Source organism: Pseudomonas sp. B21-036 (assembly GCF_024748925.1).
GTDB lineage: Bacteria > Pseudomonadota > Gammaproteobacteria > Pseudomonadales > Pseudomonadaceae > Aquipseudomonas > Aquipseudomonas palmensis.
Genome location: NZ_CP087178.1, coordinates 4,670,587 through 4,690,359 on the forward strand (window position 1 = coordinate 4,670,587; position 19,773 = coordinate 4,690,359).

Genomic DNA, 19,773 nt, shown 5'->3' on the forward strand with positions numbered 1-19,773 from the left:
ACCCCGGCACGGCGCCGGCCGTGCCGGGGCACGGCCGGCGCAGGCCTCATGGGTGCTTTGACCGCTGCCCTCGATCGAGTTCAGCGCTGGCCTGGGCCGGTGGGGCAAATGACTGCCAGCCCCCGCCCAGGGATTTGTACAGGCCGACCATGGCCAGCGACACCGCCGCCGAGCTTTCGACCCACTGCTCCTGGTTGGCCAGCAAGGCGCTCTGCACGGTCAGCACGTTGAGGAAGTCGACCGCGCCCTCCACGTACTGGTTGCGCGCGGTGTCCAGCGCCACCCGGCTCTGGCGCACCGCTTCGTCGAGCAGGTCGCGGCGCAGCTGGCTGGCGTTGTACAGGCGCAGCACATCGTCGATCTCGTGCCAGGCGCGCAGCACCACCTGCTGGTACTGCACAGCCGCTTCCTGCTGCTGCGCCTCGCGCAGCTTGAGCACGCCGGTCAGGCGCCCGCCTTCGAAGATCGGCAGGCTCAACTGCGGGCCGATGGCAAACCGGCGCGAACTCCAGTTGCCGAAGTCCGACAGTTGCAGCGACTGGAACCCCGCGCTGCCCGACAGGCGGATGCTCGGATAGAAGTTGGCCTTGGCCACCCCGATGCTGGCCGTGGCGGCGTGCAGTTGCGCCTGTGCCTGGCGGATGTCGGGGCGCCGCTCGGCCAGTTCTGAGGGCAGGCCCATGGCAAAGCGCTGCGCGGTCTGCGGCATCGGTGCCGGTTGCAGCAGTTCGTTCTGCAGGCTGCGTGGCGGTTCGGCCAGCAGCAGGCTCAGGGCGTTGATCAGTTGCGCCTGGCGGTCTTCCAGGGTGGGCAGGCGCGCCTCGATGGACGCCACCTGCGCCTTGGCCTGGGCCACGTCGAGGTTGGTCGCCACGCCATCGTTCAGGCGCATCTGCGACAGGCGCAGGCTGTGGCGCGACACGTCGAGGTTCTCGCGGATCACCGCCAGGGTGCTCTGCACCGCACGCAGCTGGATATAGTCGTGGGCGGTCTCGGCCAGCAACGACAGCAGCACGCCCTGGCGGTCGTTTTCGGCCACCTCGACGCTGGCGTCGGCGGCCTCCACCTCACGCCGCACCCGGCCCCACAGGTCCAGTTCCCAGGCAGCGGTGAAGTCGCCCTGCCACAGGTTGAAGGCCGACTTGCCGTTCTTGCCGGACGGGTCGTTGAGGCCATCCTCGCTGTTGCGGGCGCGGCTGTAGTTGCCGTTCAGGTCGACCGACGGGTACTGCTCGGAGGCAATGCTGCTGCGCAACGCACGGCTCTGCATCAGCCGGGCGGTGGCCACCTGCAGGTCCAGGTTGCGTTCGACCGCGCGCTGCACCAGTGACGACAGCTGCGCATCGTTGAACTGCTCCCACCAGCGCGCCTGCAGCGGTGTCGCCTCGGGCTGGCTGGGGCCGGCCTTGTCCTGCAGGGGCGGCCAGGCCGACGGCGCGGTGGAGCGCGGCGCTTCGAAATCGGGGCCCAGGCTGCAGGCGCCGAGGGTCAGCGTGGCGCCCAGCAGCAAGGGCGAAGTAGCCTGTGCGAAGTTCATCGAGCGCTGACCTCGTTGCCGGCCTGGGCCCTGGCCGGGCTCTGGGTATCAATTTTGGCGATCACCGACATGCCCACGCGCAGGCGGCTGAGCAATGGCTGGTCGGCGTCGAGCACGATCTTCACCGGGATGCGCTGCACCACCTTGGTGAAGTTGCCGGTGGCGTTGTCCGGCTTGACTGCGGCAAAGGTCAGGCCGGTGGCCGGGGCCACGCTCTGCACATGGCCGCGCAGCTGTTCACCGGCAAAGGTATCCACGCTCACCAGCACTGCCTGGCCTGGCTGCACGTGGGTCAGCTGGGTTTCCTGAAAGTTGCCGACCACGTAGGCCTGCGCCAGCGGCACCACCGAGAGCAGCCGTGCGCCCGGGTTGACGTAGGCGCCCACGCGCACGGCGCGCTCGCCGACCATGCCGTCGATGGGTGCGACGATCTGCGTGTAGGACAGGTCCAGGCGGGCACGGTCCAGCGCGGCCTCGGCATGCTTGAGGCCGCCCTGGGCTGCCTCCACCTGCGCGGTGAGAATGTCCACCTGCTTGCGTGCCGCGGCCAGCGCCGCACGGGTGTTGGCCAGGCGTGCCTGGGCCTGATCGACCCGGCTGCGCGCCTGCTGGGCGTTCTGCACGGTGCCGGCGCCCTGCTCGGCCAGGCGGGTGTGACGGGTCAGTTCATGGTTGGCGAACGCCAGCGCCGCCTCGTCGGCAGCCACCGTGGCCTGGGCCTGGGCAATCAGCGAAGCCTGGCGTTCGAGGGTGGCGCGGGCGTTCTGGTACTGCGCGCGGGACATCAGCAACTGCGCGTCGGCGGCGGCCAGCGCCGCCTGGAAGTCGCGGTCGTCGATCTGCGCCAGCACCTGGCCGGCCTTGACCTGCTGGTTGTCCTCGACGTGGACCGCCTTGATGAAGCCCGACACCTTGGGCGCCACCACGGTGTAGTCGGCCGTGACGTACGCATCGTTGGTGGACTGCGTGCCGCCGCTGCCGAACAGCGCGGGCAGCGCCACATAGGCCAGGCCGGCGACGACGATCACCGCCACGGCGATCAGGGTGAGTCTGGAAGTTTTACTTGAGGTCATGTCTTTCTCTCTCGACGGGACTAGGCCACTGCACGCGGCGGGTAGATCCGGGTAGGCACAAAGGGAATCAGCACGATCAGCGCCAGTGCCAGCAGCGCCATGCACAGGTAAAGGTCGGCCGAGGTCAGCACCACGGCCTGCTCATGGATGCGCCTGGCCAGCCCCGGCGCATCGCTGGCAGCCAGCGGCGAGTTGCCCAGGTTGTCCACCAGCATGTTGGAGTGGAAATGCCGGCGCACCGTGGTCAGGGCCTCCAGCACCCCGGCAGCCACCACCGAAGCCAGGCCCTTGATGGTGTTGAACCAGGCCGAAGCGAACGGGCCGTCCTGCGGGGTCATGCCGCCGGTGGCGAGCATCAGCAGCGGGATCACCGCCATCGGCTGGCCGAAGATCTGGAACAGTTGCAGCACATAGAAGTTTTCGCGCACCCACTGCGAGGTGATCTGCGTGCCGCCCAGGCATGACATGGCGAGCATGCCCAGGCCGATGGCCAGCACCCAGCGGCAGTCCACCGCGCGGATGTTGCACAGCGCCGCGGTCAGCGGCAGCGCCAGCAGTTGCGGCAGCGCCACCAGCAGCATCACCGGGCCGCTGTGCACGGGCCGATAGCCCTGGACCTGGGCCAGGTAGTTGGTGGGGATGATGATCACGGCCGACAGCACCACCAGCACCCCGCCCAGGGTGATCAGGGCGTGGGTCAGGTTGCGGTTGCGCAGCATCTGCAGCTTGAAGAACGGCAACGGGTGCGACCATTCGTTGATCATGAACAGCACCAGCAGCACCACCCCGCCGCCCAGCAGCCAGCAGATCAGCGGCGAGTTGAACCAGCCCATGCGGTCGCCCTGGGACAGGCCGATCACGATCGAGCAGATGGCCGGCAGCCCCAGCAACAGGCCGCGCCAGTCGAACTGCTTGAAGCGCTCCAGGCGCAACGGGTCCTGCGGCAGGCCCCAGGCCACGCAGCCCATGGCCACCAGCGAGGGCAGGATGATCTGCCAGAACGCCCACTGCCAGCCGACATACTCGGTCCACATGCCCGCCAGCGGCAGGCCCAGGCTCGGCCCGAAGGTCGCGGTCAGGGCGTAGCCGGCCAGGCCGTAGAGCTTGATGCCGGGGGGCAGAAAGCGCAGCGCCACGCTCATCAGCATCGGCGGCAGCGCGCCCCCGGCAAGGCCTTGCAGGGTGCGCAGCAGCATCAGGCTTTCGAGGTTGGGTGCAAACGGGCAGAGCAGCCCCAGTACGGCAAAGGCGCCGATGGCACACAGGGTGAAGCGGCGCAGCGAGAAGGTCACCGAGCACCAGGGCGCAAAGGCCATGGCCGACACCGAGGTGGCCGAGTACAGCGCCACCAGCCAGGCCCCTTCGTCGGCGCCGATGTGCATCCCGCCACGGATGTCGGCCAGGGCCATCTTGGTGACCATCTCGTTGAGGCCGGCGCACAGCACCGCCAGCAGCACGCCGACCAGGCCCACCACGATACGCAGGCCGAAGGCAGCCGGGGCGGCCGGTTTGGCAGGCGCCGCAGCGGGCGCCGGGGTGGCCCCCAAGGGCGCCTGGGCCGCCAGCGACGTCATGGCCGGCCCCCGCCCACAGGCGCTGAAGCACGGCAGAAAAAAGGCACACACATGGCAGGAGGACTCCGGGTAGTTAAGTACCCGGCAAGTCTATGGAGGCCAATAGATGACGAAAACTGACATATTCGCAGTTTATTGCTGCGTCAAACGCAATCCACAAAAGCCGTCGATAACGCGTGCCTGCCCCGGGCTCAGGCGTAGTGCCTGGAGCAACATTCCTTGAGGGTCTGGCGCAACCAGCGGTGGGCGGGGTCGTTGTCGAAGCGCGGGTGCCAGGCCTGCATGATGGTCACCGCCTCCAGCGCCATCGGGATGCGGAACGAGCGCAGCGGCAGGCCGAGCCGGGCCACGCTCATCAGCACGTGCTCGGGCAGCGCCAGCAGCAACTCGGAGTCGGGCAGCGAGAACATCGCCGAATGAAAGCTCGGGGTGATCAGCGCCACGCGCCGCTGCAGGCCCATGCCGGCCAGCGCCGCATCGATCGGGCCGGCGGCGCGACCACGGCGCGACACGCTGATCTGCTCGTAGCCGGCGAAGCGCTCGGGGGTGATCTCGTCATCGAAGATCGGGTGATCGACCCGCGCCAGGCCGACGAAAGTGGTGGAGAACAGGCTCTGCACCTTGATCTCGGGACCGAGGTTGCGCGTGGCACTGATGTACAGGTCCAGGCGCCCGTCGCGCAGTGCGGCGTCCTCGTCGCCGCCCTCGCCTTCGGGCACGAAGCGCAGCACCGTGTGCGGCGCCTGTTCGCGCATGGTTTCCAGCAGGGGCGCGGCAAAGGGCGCGATGAACACATCGTTGGCGCGCAGGTTGAAGGCCCGTTCCAGACTCTGCAGGTCGACCTCGTCACTGGAACTGAACACCTGGTTGGCCTGCTCCACCACACTGCGCACCTGACTGCGCAGGGCCATGGCCTTGGGCGTGGGCACCAGGCCGCGGCCGGCGCGCACCAGAATCGGGTCACCCACCGCATGGCGAATGCGCGTCAGGGTACGGCTCATGGCCGCGGGGCTCAGGTTCATCCGCCGCGCCGCGCCGACCACACTGCCTTCATCGAGCAGCGCATCCAGCGCGACCAGCAAATTCATATCTGGAAAGTGCATGGCAAGCATCCATTCATTGCTTCGTTGAGTCCGGGGCAAAGCTTAACAGTTTCCGCCGCGCTCACAGCCCCTGCATGTGGCGCAACTAGTCATTGCACGCTGCACCATTTACCGCGCCGCATGCTTTTTTCAAGAATGCTGCTCTTTGCACAGTGAGTGGACCCTGCCCCATGTACAGCGTCGTTTTGATCGCCATCGATGGCTCGCCACGCAGCCACGGCATCCTGGAAACCGTCAGCACGTTCTGCGAGCAGACCCGTCATCGCCTGCATGTGCTGCTGGCGGTCGACCGTGCCTACGCGCTGCCCGAACAGGACGGCCACATCAGCCCGCAGGACGAAACCGAATACCCGGCGGCCAGCCATGAACAGCAGGTGGCCGACATGAGCATGCTGCAGGCGGTGACCCACCTGCGCGAACGCGGCTTCCAGACCGAAGGCAACCTGGTCAATGGCGACCCGGTGTCGAGCATCGTCGCCGAGGCCAAGCGCCTGGGCAGCGACCTGATCGTGATGGGCCACCGCCACCTGTCGCGGCTGGACCGCATGTTCGACCCCTCGATCAGCAGCAAAGTCATCGACAAGGCCGGTTGCCCGGTACTGGTCGATGCGCGTCATCTCTGACGCCCCCTTGCACTCACCCCTTGAACGAGACTACACGGATGAAACTCGATTACCTGCTGCTGGAACAGATTGACGCGGTGGCGCTGATTCGCCTCAACCGGCCGCTGTCGCTCAATGCCCTGTGCGCCGAACTGGCGGCGGAGCTGGCCGGCGTGCTCGACCGCCTGGAACAGGACCGCAGCGTGCGCGCCGTGGTGCTGACCGGCACCGACACGGTGTTCGCCGCCGGGGCCGACATCATGGCCATGCGCAACCGCAACTACATCGACGTGTACACCAGCGACTTCGTGACCGTGGACTGGGAGCGCCTGGCCAGCTTTCGCAAGCCGGTGATCGCCGCGGTGGCCGGCTACGCACTGGGCGGTGGCTGCGAGATGGCGCTGATGTGCGACTTCATCATCGCCGCCGAGAGCGCGCGCTTCGGCCAGCCGGAAATCAAACTGGGGACCATCCCCGGTGCCGGCGGCAGCCAGCGCCTGGCGCACTTCATCGGCAAGGCCAAGGCCATGGACATGGTGCTCACCGGGCGCACCCTGGACGCCCACGAAGCCGAGCGCTGCGGCCTGGTGAGCCGGGTGGTGAGCGATGCGGCGCTACTCAACGAAGCCTTGCGTGTCGCGGCGCGGATCGCCGGCTACTCCGGGCCGGTAGCAATGATGGCCAAGGAGGCGGTGAACGGCGCCTTCGAAACCACCTTGAGCGAAGGCGTACGCCAGGAGCGCCGGCTGTTTCATTCCACCTTCGCCATCGAGGACCAGAAGGAAGGCATGGCCGCCTTCGCCGAGAAGCGCGAGCCGCAGTTCATGCACCGCTGAACGTTCGCCATGGCAGCGGCACGCGCTCAATCGCGCGGCTTGACCACCACCGTGCAGGTGGTGCCCGCTGCCAGCAGGAAGCCTTCGGGCACCTCGTCGATGTGAATGCGCACCGGTACCCGCTGGGCCAGGCGCACCCAGTTGAAGGTGGGGTTGACGTCGGCGATCAGCTCGCGGCTTTCAGGGTTGTCGCGGTCATAGATGCCGCGCGAGATGCTCTCCACATGCCCCTTGAGCACCTCGCCGCTCATCATCTGCAGGTCGGCCTGATCGCCCACCTTCACGTGCGGCAGCTTGGTCTCCTCGAAGAAGCCGTAGACCCAGAACGAGTCCTTGTCGACCACCGCCATCTTCGGCTCACCGGTGCGCGCATAGTCGCCGCGGTGAACGTTGAGGTTGGTCACGTAGCCGTCCACCGTGGCCAGGATGCGTGTGCGCTTGAGGTCCAGCTCTGCCGCCGCCAGCTGCGCCTGGGCCTGCTGGTAGTCGGCCAGGGCCGAGTTGGCGATGTTGCTGGCGTCGTCGCGGTTCTCCCGCGAGATCACCAGGTTGTCCATGTCGGCACGCCGGTGCGCATTGACCTTGCGCATCTCCCAGGTGGCCTTGCGCGAGGCTACCAGCGCCTGCGCCTGCCTGACCGCCACCTCGTAGTGCTCGGGGTCGATCTGGATCAGCAGGTCGCCCTTCTTCACCAGCTGGTTGTCGCGCACCGGCACGTCCACCACATAGCCGGGCACGTCGGCGGCCACGTTGATGATGTCGGCGCGTACCCGCCCGTCGCGGGTCCAGGGCGTGTTCATGTACTGCACCCACAATTGCCGGCCGATCGCCACGGCAGCTGCCAGTACCAGCAAGGTGGCGATCAGGCTGAAAAACTTTTTCATCGACTAGGGTCTCAACGGTAGACGGTCAGCGCCATGGCGCCAAAGAGGCAAATGAACAGGCACAGGCGCAGCAGCGCCGGGTGCCAGAAAAAACGGTAGCCGTCATGCCCGGCAATGAACCGGTCCAGCCCCCAGGCAAGCCCTGCGGCGAACAGGAACATCAAGGTCATGGTCGGCATGTACAGGCCGTGGAAGGCGATTTCACGGGGCATCGGGCAGTCCTTGCGTCGCGGGCAGGTGGGCCAGCGGCGATTGTGGGTCGAGCAGCGAGGTACGGATGAAGTGCAGGTAGCTCTGCACCCGGCGCAGGGCCGAGGTGTCGAAGTGCCGGGCGAAAGGTTCGTCGGTGGCCTGCACGCGGCTGATCGCATGGTCCACTGCCACCAGCGCACGCTCGTGGTTGCTGGCGGTGGGCTGCAGGAACAGCCGCGCCAGCGCCCGCCCCATCACGCGGATGGCCTGGCGCCAGGGCTGGGACTCGGCATAGCACGGGTGCACCGGGAGTATCGCCTGTTCCTTGCGCAGCTCGATGATCGCGTGGCCCACCTCCAGCACCACGAACATCCAGCGCAGCAGCTTGCTCTGCACCTGGGGCTGGCCCACGGCCAGGCCATAGGCCTGGTGCAGCAGGTCACGGGTGCGGCTCTCGAACGCCGAGCCCAGCCCGCGCAGGCGCCCGCTGATGGCGAACAGCACCTGGCCGCGCAGGTCCTGCTCCAGGCGACTCCACAGCCAGCGGCTGTTGGGCGGCAGGATGATCGCCCCGGCCGCCGCGCACACCAGCATGCCGATGACCATGGCGATGTAGTCGTTGACGAAGGTGTAGGGGTTGTACACGGTGAGGTTGTCGGGCACCGAGCCGGTCGAGAAGAAGATCAGCAGGCCCAGGCCATAACCGGCGTAGGCCGGGCGCGAGGCCAGGAACGCGCCCACCACGAACACCGGCGCCAGCACCATGCACAGTAGCGGGAAGCCGTCGATCCAGGGGAACACGAAGAAGGTTTCGAAGAACCCCACCAGCGCGCCGAACAGGGTGCCGCAGGCCATCTGGAACGACATGCGCTTGGGGTTGGGGGTGGCCGCCGACAGGCCCACGGTGGCCGCCGCGATCAGGGTCATCATGGCCCCGCTGGGCCACGCCGTGGCCAGCCAGAAGCTGCCCAGCACCAGCAGGATGAACGCGGCCCGCACGCCGGCAGCCAGCGACACCAGCCAGTTGGTCTGGGCCACGTAGGGTTCGTCCCATTGCTCACGGGCGTGGCTGTGCTCGGCCAGCGAGGCGTGGGTCTGGGCATAGCTGTGCAGGTCGTCGACGAAGCGGTACAGCAGTTCGTAGGCGGTGTGAAAATCGAGCAGGTCGGCGTCGCTGGGCGCGGTGTCGAGGTAGGCGGCGCGCAGGCTGCGTACCCGCTCGGGCAGGTCGTCCTTGTAGGCGGCCAGTTGCTCGGCCAGGCGCGCGGCATCGGCGTGGGTCAGCGAGCGCCCGGCATAGCCGTCGAGCAGGTTGGCCAGGGCATCGAGGCCCGGCTCGATGGCCGTGACGATCTGCAGCGGGCCGCGCTGGCGCAGGCGCTCGAGCAGTTGGTGCAGGGCGTTGAAGCGCGTGGTGATGGCCATGAACTCGCTGTTCATGCGGCCCAGGCGGCCGTTGCGCCGGCGCATGTGCGGGTCTTCGAAGGCGGTCACGCTGCGCAGGCTTTCCAGGCCCACCGCCTCGGCGATGAAGCGCACGTTGCTGCTTTCGAAACGGTCGCGCTGGCTGTCGCCGCGCAGGCCTTCGGCGACGAAGCCGGCGAACACGCCAAAGCGCTGGTACAGGGCGTTGCGCATCGAGGCACTGGCCGACTGCGGCAGGATCGCGGCGCTGACCAGGGTCGACACCAGGATGCCCAGGGAGATCTCCAGCACCCGCCACACTGCCGCCATGAATGCACCGTCGGGGTGCTGCAGGGCCGGCAGGCCGACCATGGCCGCGGTGTAGCCGGCCAGCACGAAGCCATAGGCGCGAAAGTTGCGGTAGCGCATCGCCCCCGCCGAGCAGATGCCCACCCAGATCGCCAGGCTGGGCAGGAACAGCTCGGTGTTCTGCGGGAAGATCGCGATCAGCGCGACCATCACCGACGAACCGGCCAGGGTGCCGAGCAGGCGGTAGAAGCTCTTGGCGAACACGTGGCCGCTCTGCAGCTGCATCACGATGAACACGGTGATCATCGCGGTGCGCGGCTGCGGCAGCTCCAGACGCATGGCCAGCCACAGGGTGAGAAACGCCGCGCTCAGCACCTTGAAGATGTACACCCAGGTGACGCCGTCGCTGCGCGCCCATTCGAAGAAGCCGCGACGCCATTCAAGTGATGCCAGCCAGCGAAACGGCAGGGTCATGGCGCTCATTTGTCGAACACCGCCAGGGTGCGCGGGGTGGCCGGTGCGGCCTGCTTATCCGGCGTCGGCACATCGTTGCCGGCGCCCAGCCCACCGCCCAGGGCGGTGACCAGTTCGGCATGCGCGGTCAGGCGCGCGGCCTGCACCTGCTGCTGGATCTGCTGCTGGCGAAACAGCAGGGTCTGCGCATTGAGCACGTTGAGGTAGTCGGTGAGGCCGCGCTGGAACGCGATCATGGCGATGTCGTAGGTCTTCTGCGCCGAGGCCACCGACTCGGCGGCAAAGTGCTGTTGCTCGTCCATCGAGTGGCGGCGGATCAACTGGTCGGACACCCCCTTGAGGGCCTCGACCACGGTCTGGTTGTAGCGCGCCACGGCGATGTCGTAGCCGGCCGAGGCCACGCCCAGTTGCGAGCGCAGGCGGCCACCGTCGAACACCGGCAGGCTGATGGCCGGGCCGACGTTGTAGTTGAACTTGCGCCCGGTGAGAAACTCCAGCGCACCGCCGCCGGTGGCCATGAAGCCGAGCCCGCCGACCAGGTCGACGTTGGGGAAGAAGCCGGCATGCGCCACATCGATACCGCGCGCCTGGGCCGCCACCTGCCAGCGGCTGGCAACCACGTCGGGACGCTGCCCCACCAGCTCGGCAGGCAGCGCCGACGGCAGCTTGAGTGCGGTGGCCAACGAGAGATTCGGCCGCTGCAACTGCGCGCCCTCGCCCGGGCCCTTGCCGGCCAGCGCGGCCAGCTGGTTGCGCGCCAGGGCGATTTCTTCATCGAGGCTGTCGAGCTGGCGATGGGTTTCGGGCAGCGGCGTCTGCGCCTGGCTGACCTCGAAATGGGTGCCGATGCCCCCGGCCAGGCGCCGTTCGGCCAGGGCCAGGATCTGCTCCTGCTGGGCCAGCTCGGCCTTGACGATGTCGCGCTGGGCAAAGTGCAGCGACAGCTGGATGTACACCTTGACGATGTTGTTCTGCAGTTCGAGCTGCGCCTGGCGCGCCTGGGCCACGCTCATGTGGGCCATGTCCACGGCCTGCTCGCTGGCATTGCGCTCGCGGCCCCACAGGTCCAGCGCATAGCTCAGGCCCAGGGTGGCATTGTTGTCCCAGGTGTTGGCACCGGACAGCGCGCCGGGGCCATAGAACTGGTCTTCAGGCCAGTTGTGGCGCTTGAGGCTGGACTGGCCGTTGACCTGCAGTTTTTCGTCGGCCTCGATCACCCCGGCCATGGCCCTGGCTTCACGCACGCGGGCAGCGGCCATGGCCATGGTCGGGCTGCCCTGGAGCGCCAGGGCGATCCAGCGCGCCAGTTGCGGGTCGCCATAGGCTTGCCACCATTGCTGGTCGGGCCAGTGGGCATCCTGCGCGGCTGCTCGGATGGCCGCGTCGGTGGTCAGGGTATTGGCTTGCAGCGTCTTGCTTTGCGGGGCGATGCCCCAGGTTCCGATACAGCCGCTCAAGGTCAAGCTAAAGGCACAGACACTGAGCGCATTCAGCGCTCTGATGATGCGACGCGGCACAGCTGCGAGTTCCCGACTAGAAGGTGGATGACGCTAGGTGACGCAATTCTAGGGGGCCGCCGCACTGGCGATAAGCGTGCTTTACTGCGAATCTTTGTTACGAAAACCGCGATAATCCGGCTTTAGTCTGAAGACTGCTTTGGTTACTTCATGTCACAATTCTGTCGTCTTCCTTGAGAGAGCCCCATGGACACCCTGCAAAACATGCGTGCTTTCAGTTGCGTCGCGCAAGTCGGCAGTTTCACCGCCGCTGCCGTGCAACTGGATACGACCACCGCGAACGTGTCGCGGGCGGTTTCCAATCTTGAAGCGCACCTGCAAACCCGCCTGCTCAACCGCACCACCCGGCGCATCGCACTGACCGAAGCAGGCAAGCGCTACCTGATGCGCTGCGAGCAGATCCTCACCTACGTGGAGGAAGCCGAGGCCGAGGCCAGCGACGCGCATGCGCGCCCGGCCGGGCAATTGAAGGTGCACTCGATGACCGGCGTGGGCCAGCATTTCGTCATCGATGCCATCGCCCGCTACCGCGAAACCCACCCCGACGTGACCTTCGACCTGACCATGGCCAACCGCGTGCCTGACCTGCTGGACGAGGGCTACGACGTGTCCATCGTGCTCGCCAGCGAGCTGCCGGACTCGGGTTTCGTGTCGCAGCGCCTGGGCATCACCTACAGCATCGTGTGCGCCTCGCCCGAATACGTGAAGCGCCACGGCGTGGCGCACAAGCCGGCCGACCTGCTCAAGCACGCCTGCCTGCGCATGGTGAGCCCGGTGATCCCGCTGGAAAAATGGCTGTTCGACGGCCCCGAGGGCCAGGAGGTGGTGAACATCACCCAGGCGCCCTTCCAGGTGAACTCGGCCGATGCCATGAAGGCGGCGATCCGCAGCGGCATGGGCGTGGGCGTGCTGCCGATCTACTCGGCCATCGACGGCCTGCGCGACGGCAGCCTGGTACGGGTGATGCCCGAGTACCGCCTGCAGGAGCTGAACCTGTACGCGATCTACCCCTCGCGCCAGTACCTGGATGCGAAGATCAAGACCTGGGTCGAGTACCTGCGCAACTCGCTGCCGGAGATCCTCGCGGCCCACGAGGCCGACCTCAAGACCCACGAGCTGCTCATCGCCACCTGAAATCTTGCTGCACAGGGGCGGCGGAGAATGATAGCGTGCTACCCATTCTCCCCTGCCCGCAGCGAGTTCGCCGATGAAAAAGACCGTACTGGCCTTCAGCCGCATCACCGCCCCGATGGTCGAGCGTCTGCAGCAAGACTTCAATGTGATCGTGCCCAACCCCAAGCTGGGCGACATCAATGCCCAGTTCAACGAAGCGCTGCCCCAGGCCCACGGCCTGATCGGGGTGGGGCGCAAGCTGGGCGAAGCGCAGCTGCACAACGCCGAGCAGTTGCAGGTGGTGTCGAGCGTGTCGGTGGGTTACGACAACTACGACCTGGCCTACTTCAACCAGCGCGGCATCGCCCTGACCAACACCCCTGACGTCCTCACCGAAAGCACCGCCGACCTCGGCTTTGCGCTGATCATGAGCGCGGCGCGGCGGGTGGCCGAGCTGGACGCCTGGACCAAGGCCGGCGAATGGAAAGCCACCGTGGGCCCGGCACACTTTGGCAGCGACGTGCATGGCAAGACGCTGGGCATCGTCGGGCTGGGCAACATTGGCGCGGCGATTGCGCGGCGTGGCCGGTTCGGCTTCAACATGCCGGTGATCTACAGCGGCAACAGCCGCAAGACCGCGCTGGAGCAGGAACTGGGTGCGCAGTACCGCAGCCTGGATCAACTGCTGGCCGAAGCCGACTTCGTGTGCCTGGTGGTGCCGCTGGGGGCCAACACCAGGCACCTGATTGGCGAGCGCGAACTGAAGCTGATGAAGCCCAGTGCGTTTCTGGTCAACGTGTCGCGAGGGCCGGTGGTGGATGAGGCGGCGCTGGTGGCGGCGTTGCAGCAGGGCACGATTCGCGGTGCAGGGCTGGATGTGTACGAGAAGGAGCCGCTGAGCGATTCGCCGCTGTTCCAGCTGGCCAATGCGGTGACCTTGCCGCATGTGGGCTCGGCCACGGCCGAAACCCGCGAGGCGATGGCCAACCGTGCCATCGACAACCTGCGCGCGGCACTGCTGGGCGAGCGCCCGCGCGACCTGGTGAACCCGCAGGTGTGGAAGTAAGGCTGCCATTCGCCAGCAAGGCGGGCTCCTGCAAGGGTTACGCGGCCCTGGTAGGCGCCGGCCTTGCCGGCGAAGGCGTCACCACCCGCCCCTTCCTGAACACCAGCACATTGCCCAGCATCACCAGCACCAGCCCGCCCAGCGCCGGCGCTGTCCACTGGTACCCCTCGTAGAACGCCGACACGTTCAGCGCCACCAGCGGGAACAGCACCGTGCAGTACGCCGCACGCTCCGGCCCCATGCGCCCCACCAGCGTCAGGTACGCGGTAAAGCCGATCACCGACCCCGGGATCACCAGGTACAGCAGCGACCCCACATACCGCACATTCCATTCCATCGCGAACGGAATACCGCTGACCACGCAGTACAGCGCCAGCATTCCGGCCCCGTAGAGCATGCCCCAGGCATTGGTGGTCATCGGCCGCAAGCCGGCCTTCTGCTGCAGGCTCGAGAGCATGTTGCCCGCCGAGAAACACAGCGTACCCAGCAACGCCAGGCCCAGGCCGATCAGGGTTTCGCGGCTGGCCGCATGCCCGGCCAGCTCCGGCCAGAACAGCAGCCCCAACCCGCCCAGCCCCAGCGCCCCACCCGCCAGCACGTTGGCCGCCACCTGCTGCCCGAAGAACACCCGCGCATTGAGTGCGTTCCACAGCGTGGCGGTGGAGAACACCACCGCGATCAGGCCGCTGGGGATCCACTGGCTGGCCGTCAGAAAGCACATGAAGTTCACGCAGAACAGGCACAGCCCCTGGGCCAGGCAGATCAGGTGCCCGCGCCGGTTCATCACTTGCAGGCGCCGCCCGATCAACAGCACGGCAAACAGCACCAGCGCCGCCAGGGCAAAGCGATAGACGATGGACACCGGGATGGCCACCACCCCCAGCTGCAGTTTCAGGGCGATCCAGGTGGTGCCCCAGATCAGCACGGTCAGCAGGTACAACGACAGGTTCATGGCATGCACTCCTCACGACAGCCTGCAGTGTCCGGCGCGGGCCGCCCCGTGCGCTTGCACAAACTTGCGGTTTTTTGCTGGGCGGGGCTGTCAGGCCCGGTGGCCGCGAGTAGGATGGCCGACAGAGGTAGACCCCATGACGCCACTGGACCAGTTGCAAGTCTTTCAAGCCATGCACGCCTCGCCCAATGCCCGCCTGGAACACAGTGCGCAGCTCGGCGACGAGCTGGTCGCAGCCCTGTGGAACAACCGCCACGACGCCCGCGACTACGAAGCGCCCAGCCACCACACGCTGTCGTGCTATATCGCCGGCGGCACCGGCACCTTTCGCCGGGATCGCCCCGCCGCCAAGGGCGGGCCCGGCAAGCTGTGCATCCTGCCGGCCGAGCACGCCTCGAACTGGGTGATCAATGGCAGCATCCGCCTGGCGCACCTGTACATCAGCCAGGCGCAGTTCGCCCTGGCCTGCACCCGCCTGCTGGACCGCGAACCGCGCGAGGTGCAACTGCACGAAGCGACCTTCATCGACGACCCGGAGCAGGCGCTGCGCTTTGGCCGGCTGATCGAGCTGAACTGGGACGAGCCGGGCGAGCGCCTGCTGACCAGCAGCCTGGCCCACGAGATTCTCGACCATGCCGTGCTCAACCAGGTGGGGCTGCGTCGGGGGCTGCGCCTGAAGGGCGGGTTGGCGACGCATCAGCGCCGGCACCTGGCCGACTACATCGAGGCGCACCTGGAGCAGGCGATCAGCCTGGGTGAGCTGGCGTTGCTGTGCAACCTGTCGCACTACCACTTTGCACGGATGTTCCGCGCAAGCTTCGGCCTGCCGCCGCACCAGTACCTGCTGGCGCGGCGCCTGGCCCGGGCACGCCAGCTGCTGCGCTGTGGCGACGGGGCGTTGGGCGAGGTGGCATTGGCGTGCGGGTTTGCCAGTGCCAGCCATTTCAGCAATCGCTTCAGGCAGGTGGTGGGGGCCACGCCGGGGGATTATCGGTTGGCCATGCGCCGCTGATCGCGGGTCAAGCCCGCTCCCACAGGGCCCCCACCGCCCTCACGGTGGGTGTTCTTCCTGTGCTCTCAGAACTCCAGGGTGCTCGACAGGCTCACCTGCCGCGAATCCCCCACTGCCACGAAGTAGCGGTTCACCGCCGAGCTGTAGTAGGTCTTGTCGAACAGGTTCTTCACGTTCAGCTGAAAGCGCACCTTGTGCTCATCCAGCCGGGTTTCATAACTGGCGAACGCATCCGCCACGGTGTACGCCGGCAGGTCGAAATCGTTCTCCGCGTTGCCGGCCCGCTCGCCCACATAGCGCGCCCCGGCGCCGACCCGCAGGCGATCACCACCGAACAGGCTGCCCACGTCATACACCGCCGACAGCGACCCGGTATGCCGCGCCACGTTCTGCAGGCGGTTGCCCTTGAGCTTGGGGTCCTGGGACACTTGGGCGTCGGTGAAGGCATAGCTGCCGATCAGGCTCCAGCGCTCGCTCACCTGCCCGGTGAGGTCCATCTCCAGGCCGCGCGACTTCACTTCGCCGGCGCTGCTGTACAGGGTATCGCCGGTGGCCGTGTCGAAATTGGCCACCAGCACGTTCTGCTTGGTGATGTCGAACAACGCCACGCTGCCGGTGATCGCCCCCGGCAGGTCGAGCTTGGCGCCCAGCTCCCACGACTTGCCCTCTTCGGGGGCAATCGAGGAATCCAGCACCAGGCCACCGGTCATCGGCGCGATGCTGGAGTTGGGCTTGAACGACTCGGTGTAGCTGCCATAGAACGACAGCGTGTCGTCGACCTTGTACACCAGCCCCGCACGCGGCACCCAGGCCTGGCCGCTGTTGTCGGTGTTGGCCTTGAACGGCCGGCCGCGACCGGCGTACTGGTCGAACTGCTGATAGCGCGCACCGGCCACCAGAATCCAGTGCTCGTCGAGGTGGATCGAGTCCTGGAAGAACAACGAGTTGCTGCGCAGCTTGTCGGTCTGGTCGCTGTCGCTGTCGCGCACGGCGGTGCCGGGCTGGACCTGGCCGTACACCGGGTTCAGGTAATCGAAGGTGTTGCGGGCGCCGCGAATCAGGTCGGCACGAAACACCTTGCGGTACTCGTCATCCACCCCCACCAGCACGTCGTGCTGCATGCCTGCCAGTTGCAGCTTGCCGTCCAGGCTGACGGTGGCGAAGCGGTCGCTGCTCAGGGCGCCACGGGTGCCGTCCAGGTTGCGCGTGATGGTGCCCTTGGCAGGGTCAACCGCGGTGACGCGCACCTGGCTGGCATCGTAGGTTTCGCGGTTGAAGCTGTAGCCGAAGTGGAGTTTCCAGTCATCGGCAAGCTGATGGTCGACCTCCAGGCGGTACAGGTCCGAGCGCCCTTCCATGTTGTTGAAGGGCTCGTCCAGCCGACGTGTGCTGGGGATGTTCAGCGGGTGGTTGGTGCGCGGGTCGATGGCCGTGCCGCGGTCGAACGGATACAGGAACTCGCGGTGCTCATAGGCCAGCTGCACCTGGGTGTCTTCACCGAACCAGGCCAGCGACGGCGCCACCAGCGTCTCGCGGTGGGTGCCGAAGTTGCGCCAGTAGTCTTCGTCCTCGTGGTCGAGCACCAGGCGGTAGGCGAAGTTGCTGTCGCCCAGCGCGCCGGTACTGTCGAGCCCGCCGCCGCTGCCGTTCTTGCCGCTGCCATAGCTGGAGCCGCGCAGGTTCACGGCGTTGTAGCGCTGCAGTTGCGGGCGCTTGCTGACCACGTTGATCACCCCGCCCGGGTCCTGGATGCCGTACAGCAGCGAGGCCGGGCCCTTGAGCACTTCGACCCGCTCGGTGCTGGCATTGAGGCTGCGCCCCTGCACCAGCGGCATGCCGTCACGCATGATCGAGCCGTCGCGGTTGTCGCCGAAGCCGCGCTTCATCACGGTGTCGGCGGTGGCGCCGAAGTTGTTGCCCTGGGTGATGCCGCTGACGTTGCTCAACGCGTCGTCGAGGTTGCGCGGCGCCTGGTCGGCGAGCACCTGGGCCGGCACCACGTTGATGGCCTGGGGGATCTCCAGGTTCGGCACCTGGCTGCGCATGATCGCGCTGGTGGCCGGCGGCTGGTAGCTGCCGACGCTGTCCTGCTGGGACGAGACCGTGGTGGGCTCGAGGTTGAGTGCACCGGCCTGGGCCAGCGGTTCGACGGTGAGGGTGCGCGCATTCACGCGGCGGTAGGTGAAGCCGCTGTTGCCCAGCAGGCGCTGCAGGGCCTGCTCGGCACTGAACGTGCCCGTCAGGGCCGGCGCGGCAAGGCCGGGCAGCTCGACGGTGTAGACCACGCTCAACCCGGTGACCCGGCTGAAGTCGTTGAGCGCCTGGGGCAAGGGTTTGCTGGGCTGGGCAAAGCGGTACACCTGCTCGACCTGCTGCGCTACCGCCTGGCTCACGCCCGCCCCCAGCGGCAGCCACGCTGCCGCCCCAAGCCCGATTGAAACGCAACGCACCAACGATGATTTTGCCCTGAACTTCATGCCGTCGACCTGTGAGTGAACCTGTTTCATGCGAATGAATCGCACTTTCAATCACTACACGGTTGCGGCACGTACTTACCTCACCGGGCCGTGAAAATATTTTTCAGCGCAGCAGCGTGACCCGCCCGAGCAGGGTCTTGCGCTGGAAGCCGGCCACCGCCCCCAGGGCGTCCAGCGCCGCCAGCGGGTCGGCGGCGGGGAAGCTGCCGCTGACCTTGCGCGCCGCCAGGGCGTCGTCCAGCAGCACGATGCGCCCGGGGTAATGCCGGGCCAGGTCGTCGACCACCTGCGCCAGCGGCGCCTGGTAGTAGTTGAGCCAGCCCTGGCGCCAGGCCAGGCGGTTCTCGCTGTCCACGCCCTGCACTGCACCGGCCAGGCCCTGGGCGTACTCCACCTGCTGGCCGGCCGTGAGCACCTGCTGCGCCTGCCCCGGCGCCGGCGTGACCCCGACCTTGCCCGACAGCACGGTAACGGTGGTGCCCTGGGGCTGGCGACGCACCTCGAACCGGGTACCCATCACCCGCACCTCGCCGCCATCGGCCTGCACGGTGAACGGCGCACCGGTATGCTTGACCTCGAAGAACACCGCGCCGCGCCGCACCTGCACGCGACGCTGCCCACCGCTGAAGTCCACGTCGATGGCGCTGTCGGCATCCAGCAGCAGGTGCGACTGGTCGGCCAGGGTCACGGCCTTGAGCTCGCCCACCGCGGCCACGTAATCGGCGCCCAGGTCATCGACCCAGTTGGCCGGGTGCCAGCCCGCCCCCATCGCCACGCCCAGCACCACGCTGGCAGCCAGTGCCAACCCGGCCACACGGGCCGGCCAACGGCGCCGAGGCCGGTCCATCGCGCGCAGGTAGGCCTCCAGTGCCGGGGCGTCTTCGGCGGCCAGGCGTGCTGCAGGCGCGGCGGTCTGCTGCCACAGCGCCTGGGCCTGGCGCCAGGCCTGCGGGTGCGCAGGGTCGGCCAGCAACCAGCGCTTGAACGCGGCGCCCTCGGCACGCGCGGGCTGCTGGTTGATCTGGCCGAGCCAGACGAGCGCGGCCTGCTGCTGTTCGGCGGTAGGTGGGGCTGGAGCGTTCATCGCGGGGCATTCCCTGGCTTGCGGGGCACGGCAGGCTCGGCGGCGATACTCGCCTTGCAGGCCTCGAGGGCACGCATCATATGTTTTTCCACGGCGCTTTGGGACAGGCCCATGGCCCGCGCAATGTCGGCATAGGTGCGGCCGTGGATACGGTTGAGCAGGAAGATCTGGCGGGTGCGCTCGGGCAGCTCGCGCAGGGCAGCCTCGATCCGACTCAGGTCGCTGCCGGCCTCCAGCGCGGCCTCGGGCTCGCTGGCATGGCTGTCTTGATGCGGCGCCAGCAGGCTGTCGTTGACCCGCTCGCGGGCGCCTTGGCTGCGCAGGTGGTCGATGGCGATATTGCCGGCGCAGCGCAGCAGGTAGGTGTCCAGCGCCTCGACCTCGACCTGCGGGCGACGCCAGAAGCGCAGGAACAGTTCCTGCACCAGGTCGGCGGCGGTGGCCCGACAGCCCACGCGGCGGCTGACCAGGCGCTCCATGCGTGCACGCTGGGCCACGAACACCTGCACGAAACGTGCGCGGCCCGGGGCGTCGTCGTGGCTGTCGAGCGGCTCGCTCATCGTT

At 67.5% G+C, this 19,773-nt stretch carries 17 protein-coding genes; 5 read left to right on the top strand and 12 right to left on the bottom strand.

Annotated features, from left to right (window positions below; genetic code table 11):
• Positions 1-46 precede the first annotated feature (46 nt).
• From LOY33_RS21115 to LOY33_RS21130, 4 genes are all read right to left on the bottom strand, one after another.
• The gene (locus tag LOY33_RS21115; RefSeq protein WP_258659975.1) at positions 47-1,537 is read right to left on the bottom strand and encodes an efflux transporter outer membrane subunit; all 1,491 of its coding nucleotides are present in this window, start codon (positions 1,535-1,537) and stop codon (positions 47-49) included.
• Positions 1,534-2,610, bottom strand: a complete 1,077-nt coding sequence (locus LOY33_RS21120) for an HlyD family secretion protein (RefSeq protein WP_043860984.1) — start codon at positions 2,608-2,610, stop codon at positions 1,534-1,536. The genes LOY33_RS21115 and LOY33_RS21120 overlap by 4 nt, the downstream gene beginning before the upstream one ends.
• Positions 2,611-2,630: 20 nt before the next feature.
• Positions 2,631-4,184: an MFS transporter gene (locus tag LOY33_RS21125; RefSeq protein WP_043860983.1), complete on the bottom strand. Its 1,554-nt coding sequence runs from the start codon at positions 4,182-4,184 to the stop codon at positions 2,631-2,633.
• Between the two features lie 191 nt (positions 4,185-4,375).
• Complete coding sequence (locus LOY33_RS21130) at positions 4,376-5,287, bottom strand: LysR family transcriptional regulator (RefSeq protein WP_043860982.1); 912 nt, start codon at positions 5,285-5,287, stop codon at positions 4,376-4,378.
• 170 nt (positions 5,288-5,457) lie between these two features.
• Between LOY33_RS21130 and LOY33_RS21135 the strand changes: the two genes are divergently transcribed.
• Together LOY33_RS21135 and LOY33_RS21140 are read left to right on the top strand one after the other, a co-directional pair.
• Entirely contained in the window at positions 5,458-5,910 is a 453-nt protein-coding gene (locus LOY33_RS21135; protein WP_043860981.1) for a universal stress protein, read from the top strand.
• 38 nt (positions 5,911-5,948) lie between these two features.
• Positions 5,949-6,725, top strand: a complete 777-nt coding sequence (locus tag LOY33_RS21140) for an enoyl-CoA hydratase (RefSeq protein ID WP_043860980.1) — start codon at positions 5,949-5,951, stop codon at positions 6,723-6,725.
• 26 nt (positions 6,726-6,751) lie between these two features.
• Here LOY33_RS21140 and LOY33_RS21145 read toward each other — a convergent pair whose 3' ends face one another.
• The 4 genes from LOY33_RS21145 to LOY33_RS21160 are packed head-to-tail and all read right to left on the bottom strand — an operon-like array spanning position 6,752 to position 11,505.
• Entirely contained in the window at positions 6,752-7,609 is an 858-nt protein-coding gene (locus tag LOY33_RS21145) for an HlyD family secretion protein (protein ID WP_043860979.1), read from the bottom strand.
• A gap of 11 nt (positions 7,610-7,620) precedes the next feature.
• Positions 7,621-7,821, bottom strand: coding sequence for a DUF1656 domain-containing protein (locus LOY33_RS21150; protein ID WP_043860978.1), 201 nt, complete (start codon positions 7,819-7,821; stop codon positions 7,621-7,623).
• Positions 7,811-9,997, bottom strand: a complete 2,187-nt coding sequence (locus LOY33_RS21155) for an FUSC family protein (RefSeq protein ID WP_054914863.1) — start codon at positions 9,995-9,997, stop codon at positions 7,811-7,813. The genes LOY33_RS21150 and LOY33_RS21155 overlap by 11 nt, the downstream gene beginning before the upstream one ends.
• A complete protein-coding gene (locus LOY33_RS21160) occupies positions 9,994-11,505 on the bottom strand; it encodes an efflux transporter outer membrane subunit (RefSeq protein ID WP_043860976.1) in 1,512 nt (503 codons plus the stop codon). Before LOY33_RS21160 ends, LOY33_RS21155 begins: the two co-directional genes overlap by 4 nt.
• A 186-nt stretch (positions 11,506-11,691) precedes the next feature.
• On the opposite strand from LOY33_RS21160, the gene LOY33_RS21165 reads away from it, so the two are divergent.
• Positions 11,692-12,639 (top strand): LysR family transcriptional regulator, encoded by a 948-nt coding sequence (locus LOY33_RS21165; protein ID WP_043860975.1) that lies wholly within the window; start codon positions 11,692-11,694, stop codon positions 12,637-12,639.
• A gap of 73 nt (positions 12,640-12,712) precedes the next feature.
• A complete protein-coding gene (locus tag LOY33_RS21170; RefSeq protein ID WP_054914865.1) occupies positions 12,713-13,684 on the top strand; it encodes a D-glycerate dehydrogenase in 972 nt (323 codons plus the stop codon).
• A gap of 37 nt (positions 13,685-13,721) precedes the next feature.
• Here LOY33_RS21170 and LOY33_RS21175 read toward each other — a convergent pair whose 3' ends face one another.
• Entirely contained in the window at positions 13,722-14,636 is a 915-nt protein-coding gene (locus tag LOY33_RS21175) for a DMT family transporter (protein ID WP_054914866.1), read from the bottom strand.
• A 136-nt stretch (positions 14,637-14,772) separates the two neighbouring features.
• Here LOY33_RS21175 and LOY33_RS21180 point away from each other — a divergent pair, with 136 nt between their 5' ends.
• Positions 14,773-15,648: an AraC family transcriptional regulator gene (locus LOY33_RS21180; RefSeq protein ID WP_043859711.1), complete on the top strand. Its 876-nt coding sequence runs from the start codon at positions 14,773-14,775 to the stop codon at positions 15,646-15,648.
• Between the two features lie 65 nt (positions 15,649-15,713).
• Here the strand turns inward: LOY33_RS21180 and LOY33_RS21185 are convergent, their stop codons facing one another.
• From LOY33_RS21185 to LOY33_RS21195, 3 genes are all read right to left on the bottom strand, one after another.
• Entirely contained in the window at positions 15,714-18,125 is a 2,412-nt protein-coding gene (locus LOY33_RS21185) for a TonB-dependent receptor (RefSeq protein WP_258659977.1), read from the bottom strand.
• Between the two features lie 103 nt (positions 18,126-18,228).
• Positions 18,229-19,209: a FecR domain-containing protein gene (locus LOY33_RS21190; RefSeq protein ID WP_258659978.1), complete on the bottom strand. Its 981-nt coding sequence runs from the start codon at positions 19,207-19,209 to the stop codon at positions 18,229-18,231.
• Positions 19,206-19,769 (bottom strand): RNA polymerase sigma factor, encoded by a 564-nt coding sequence (locus LOY33_RS21195; RefSeq protein ID WP_258659980.1) that lies wholly within the window; start codon positions 19,767-19,769, stop codon positions 19,206-19,208. The genes LOY33_RS21190 and LOY33_RS21195 overlap by 4 nt, the downstream gene beginning before the upstream one ends.
• Between the last annotated feature and the right edge of the window lie 4 nt (positions 19,770-19,773).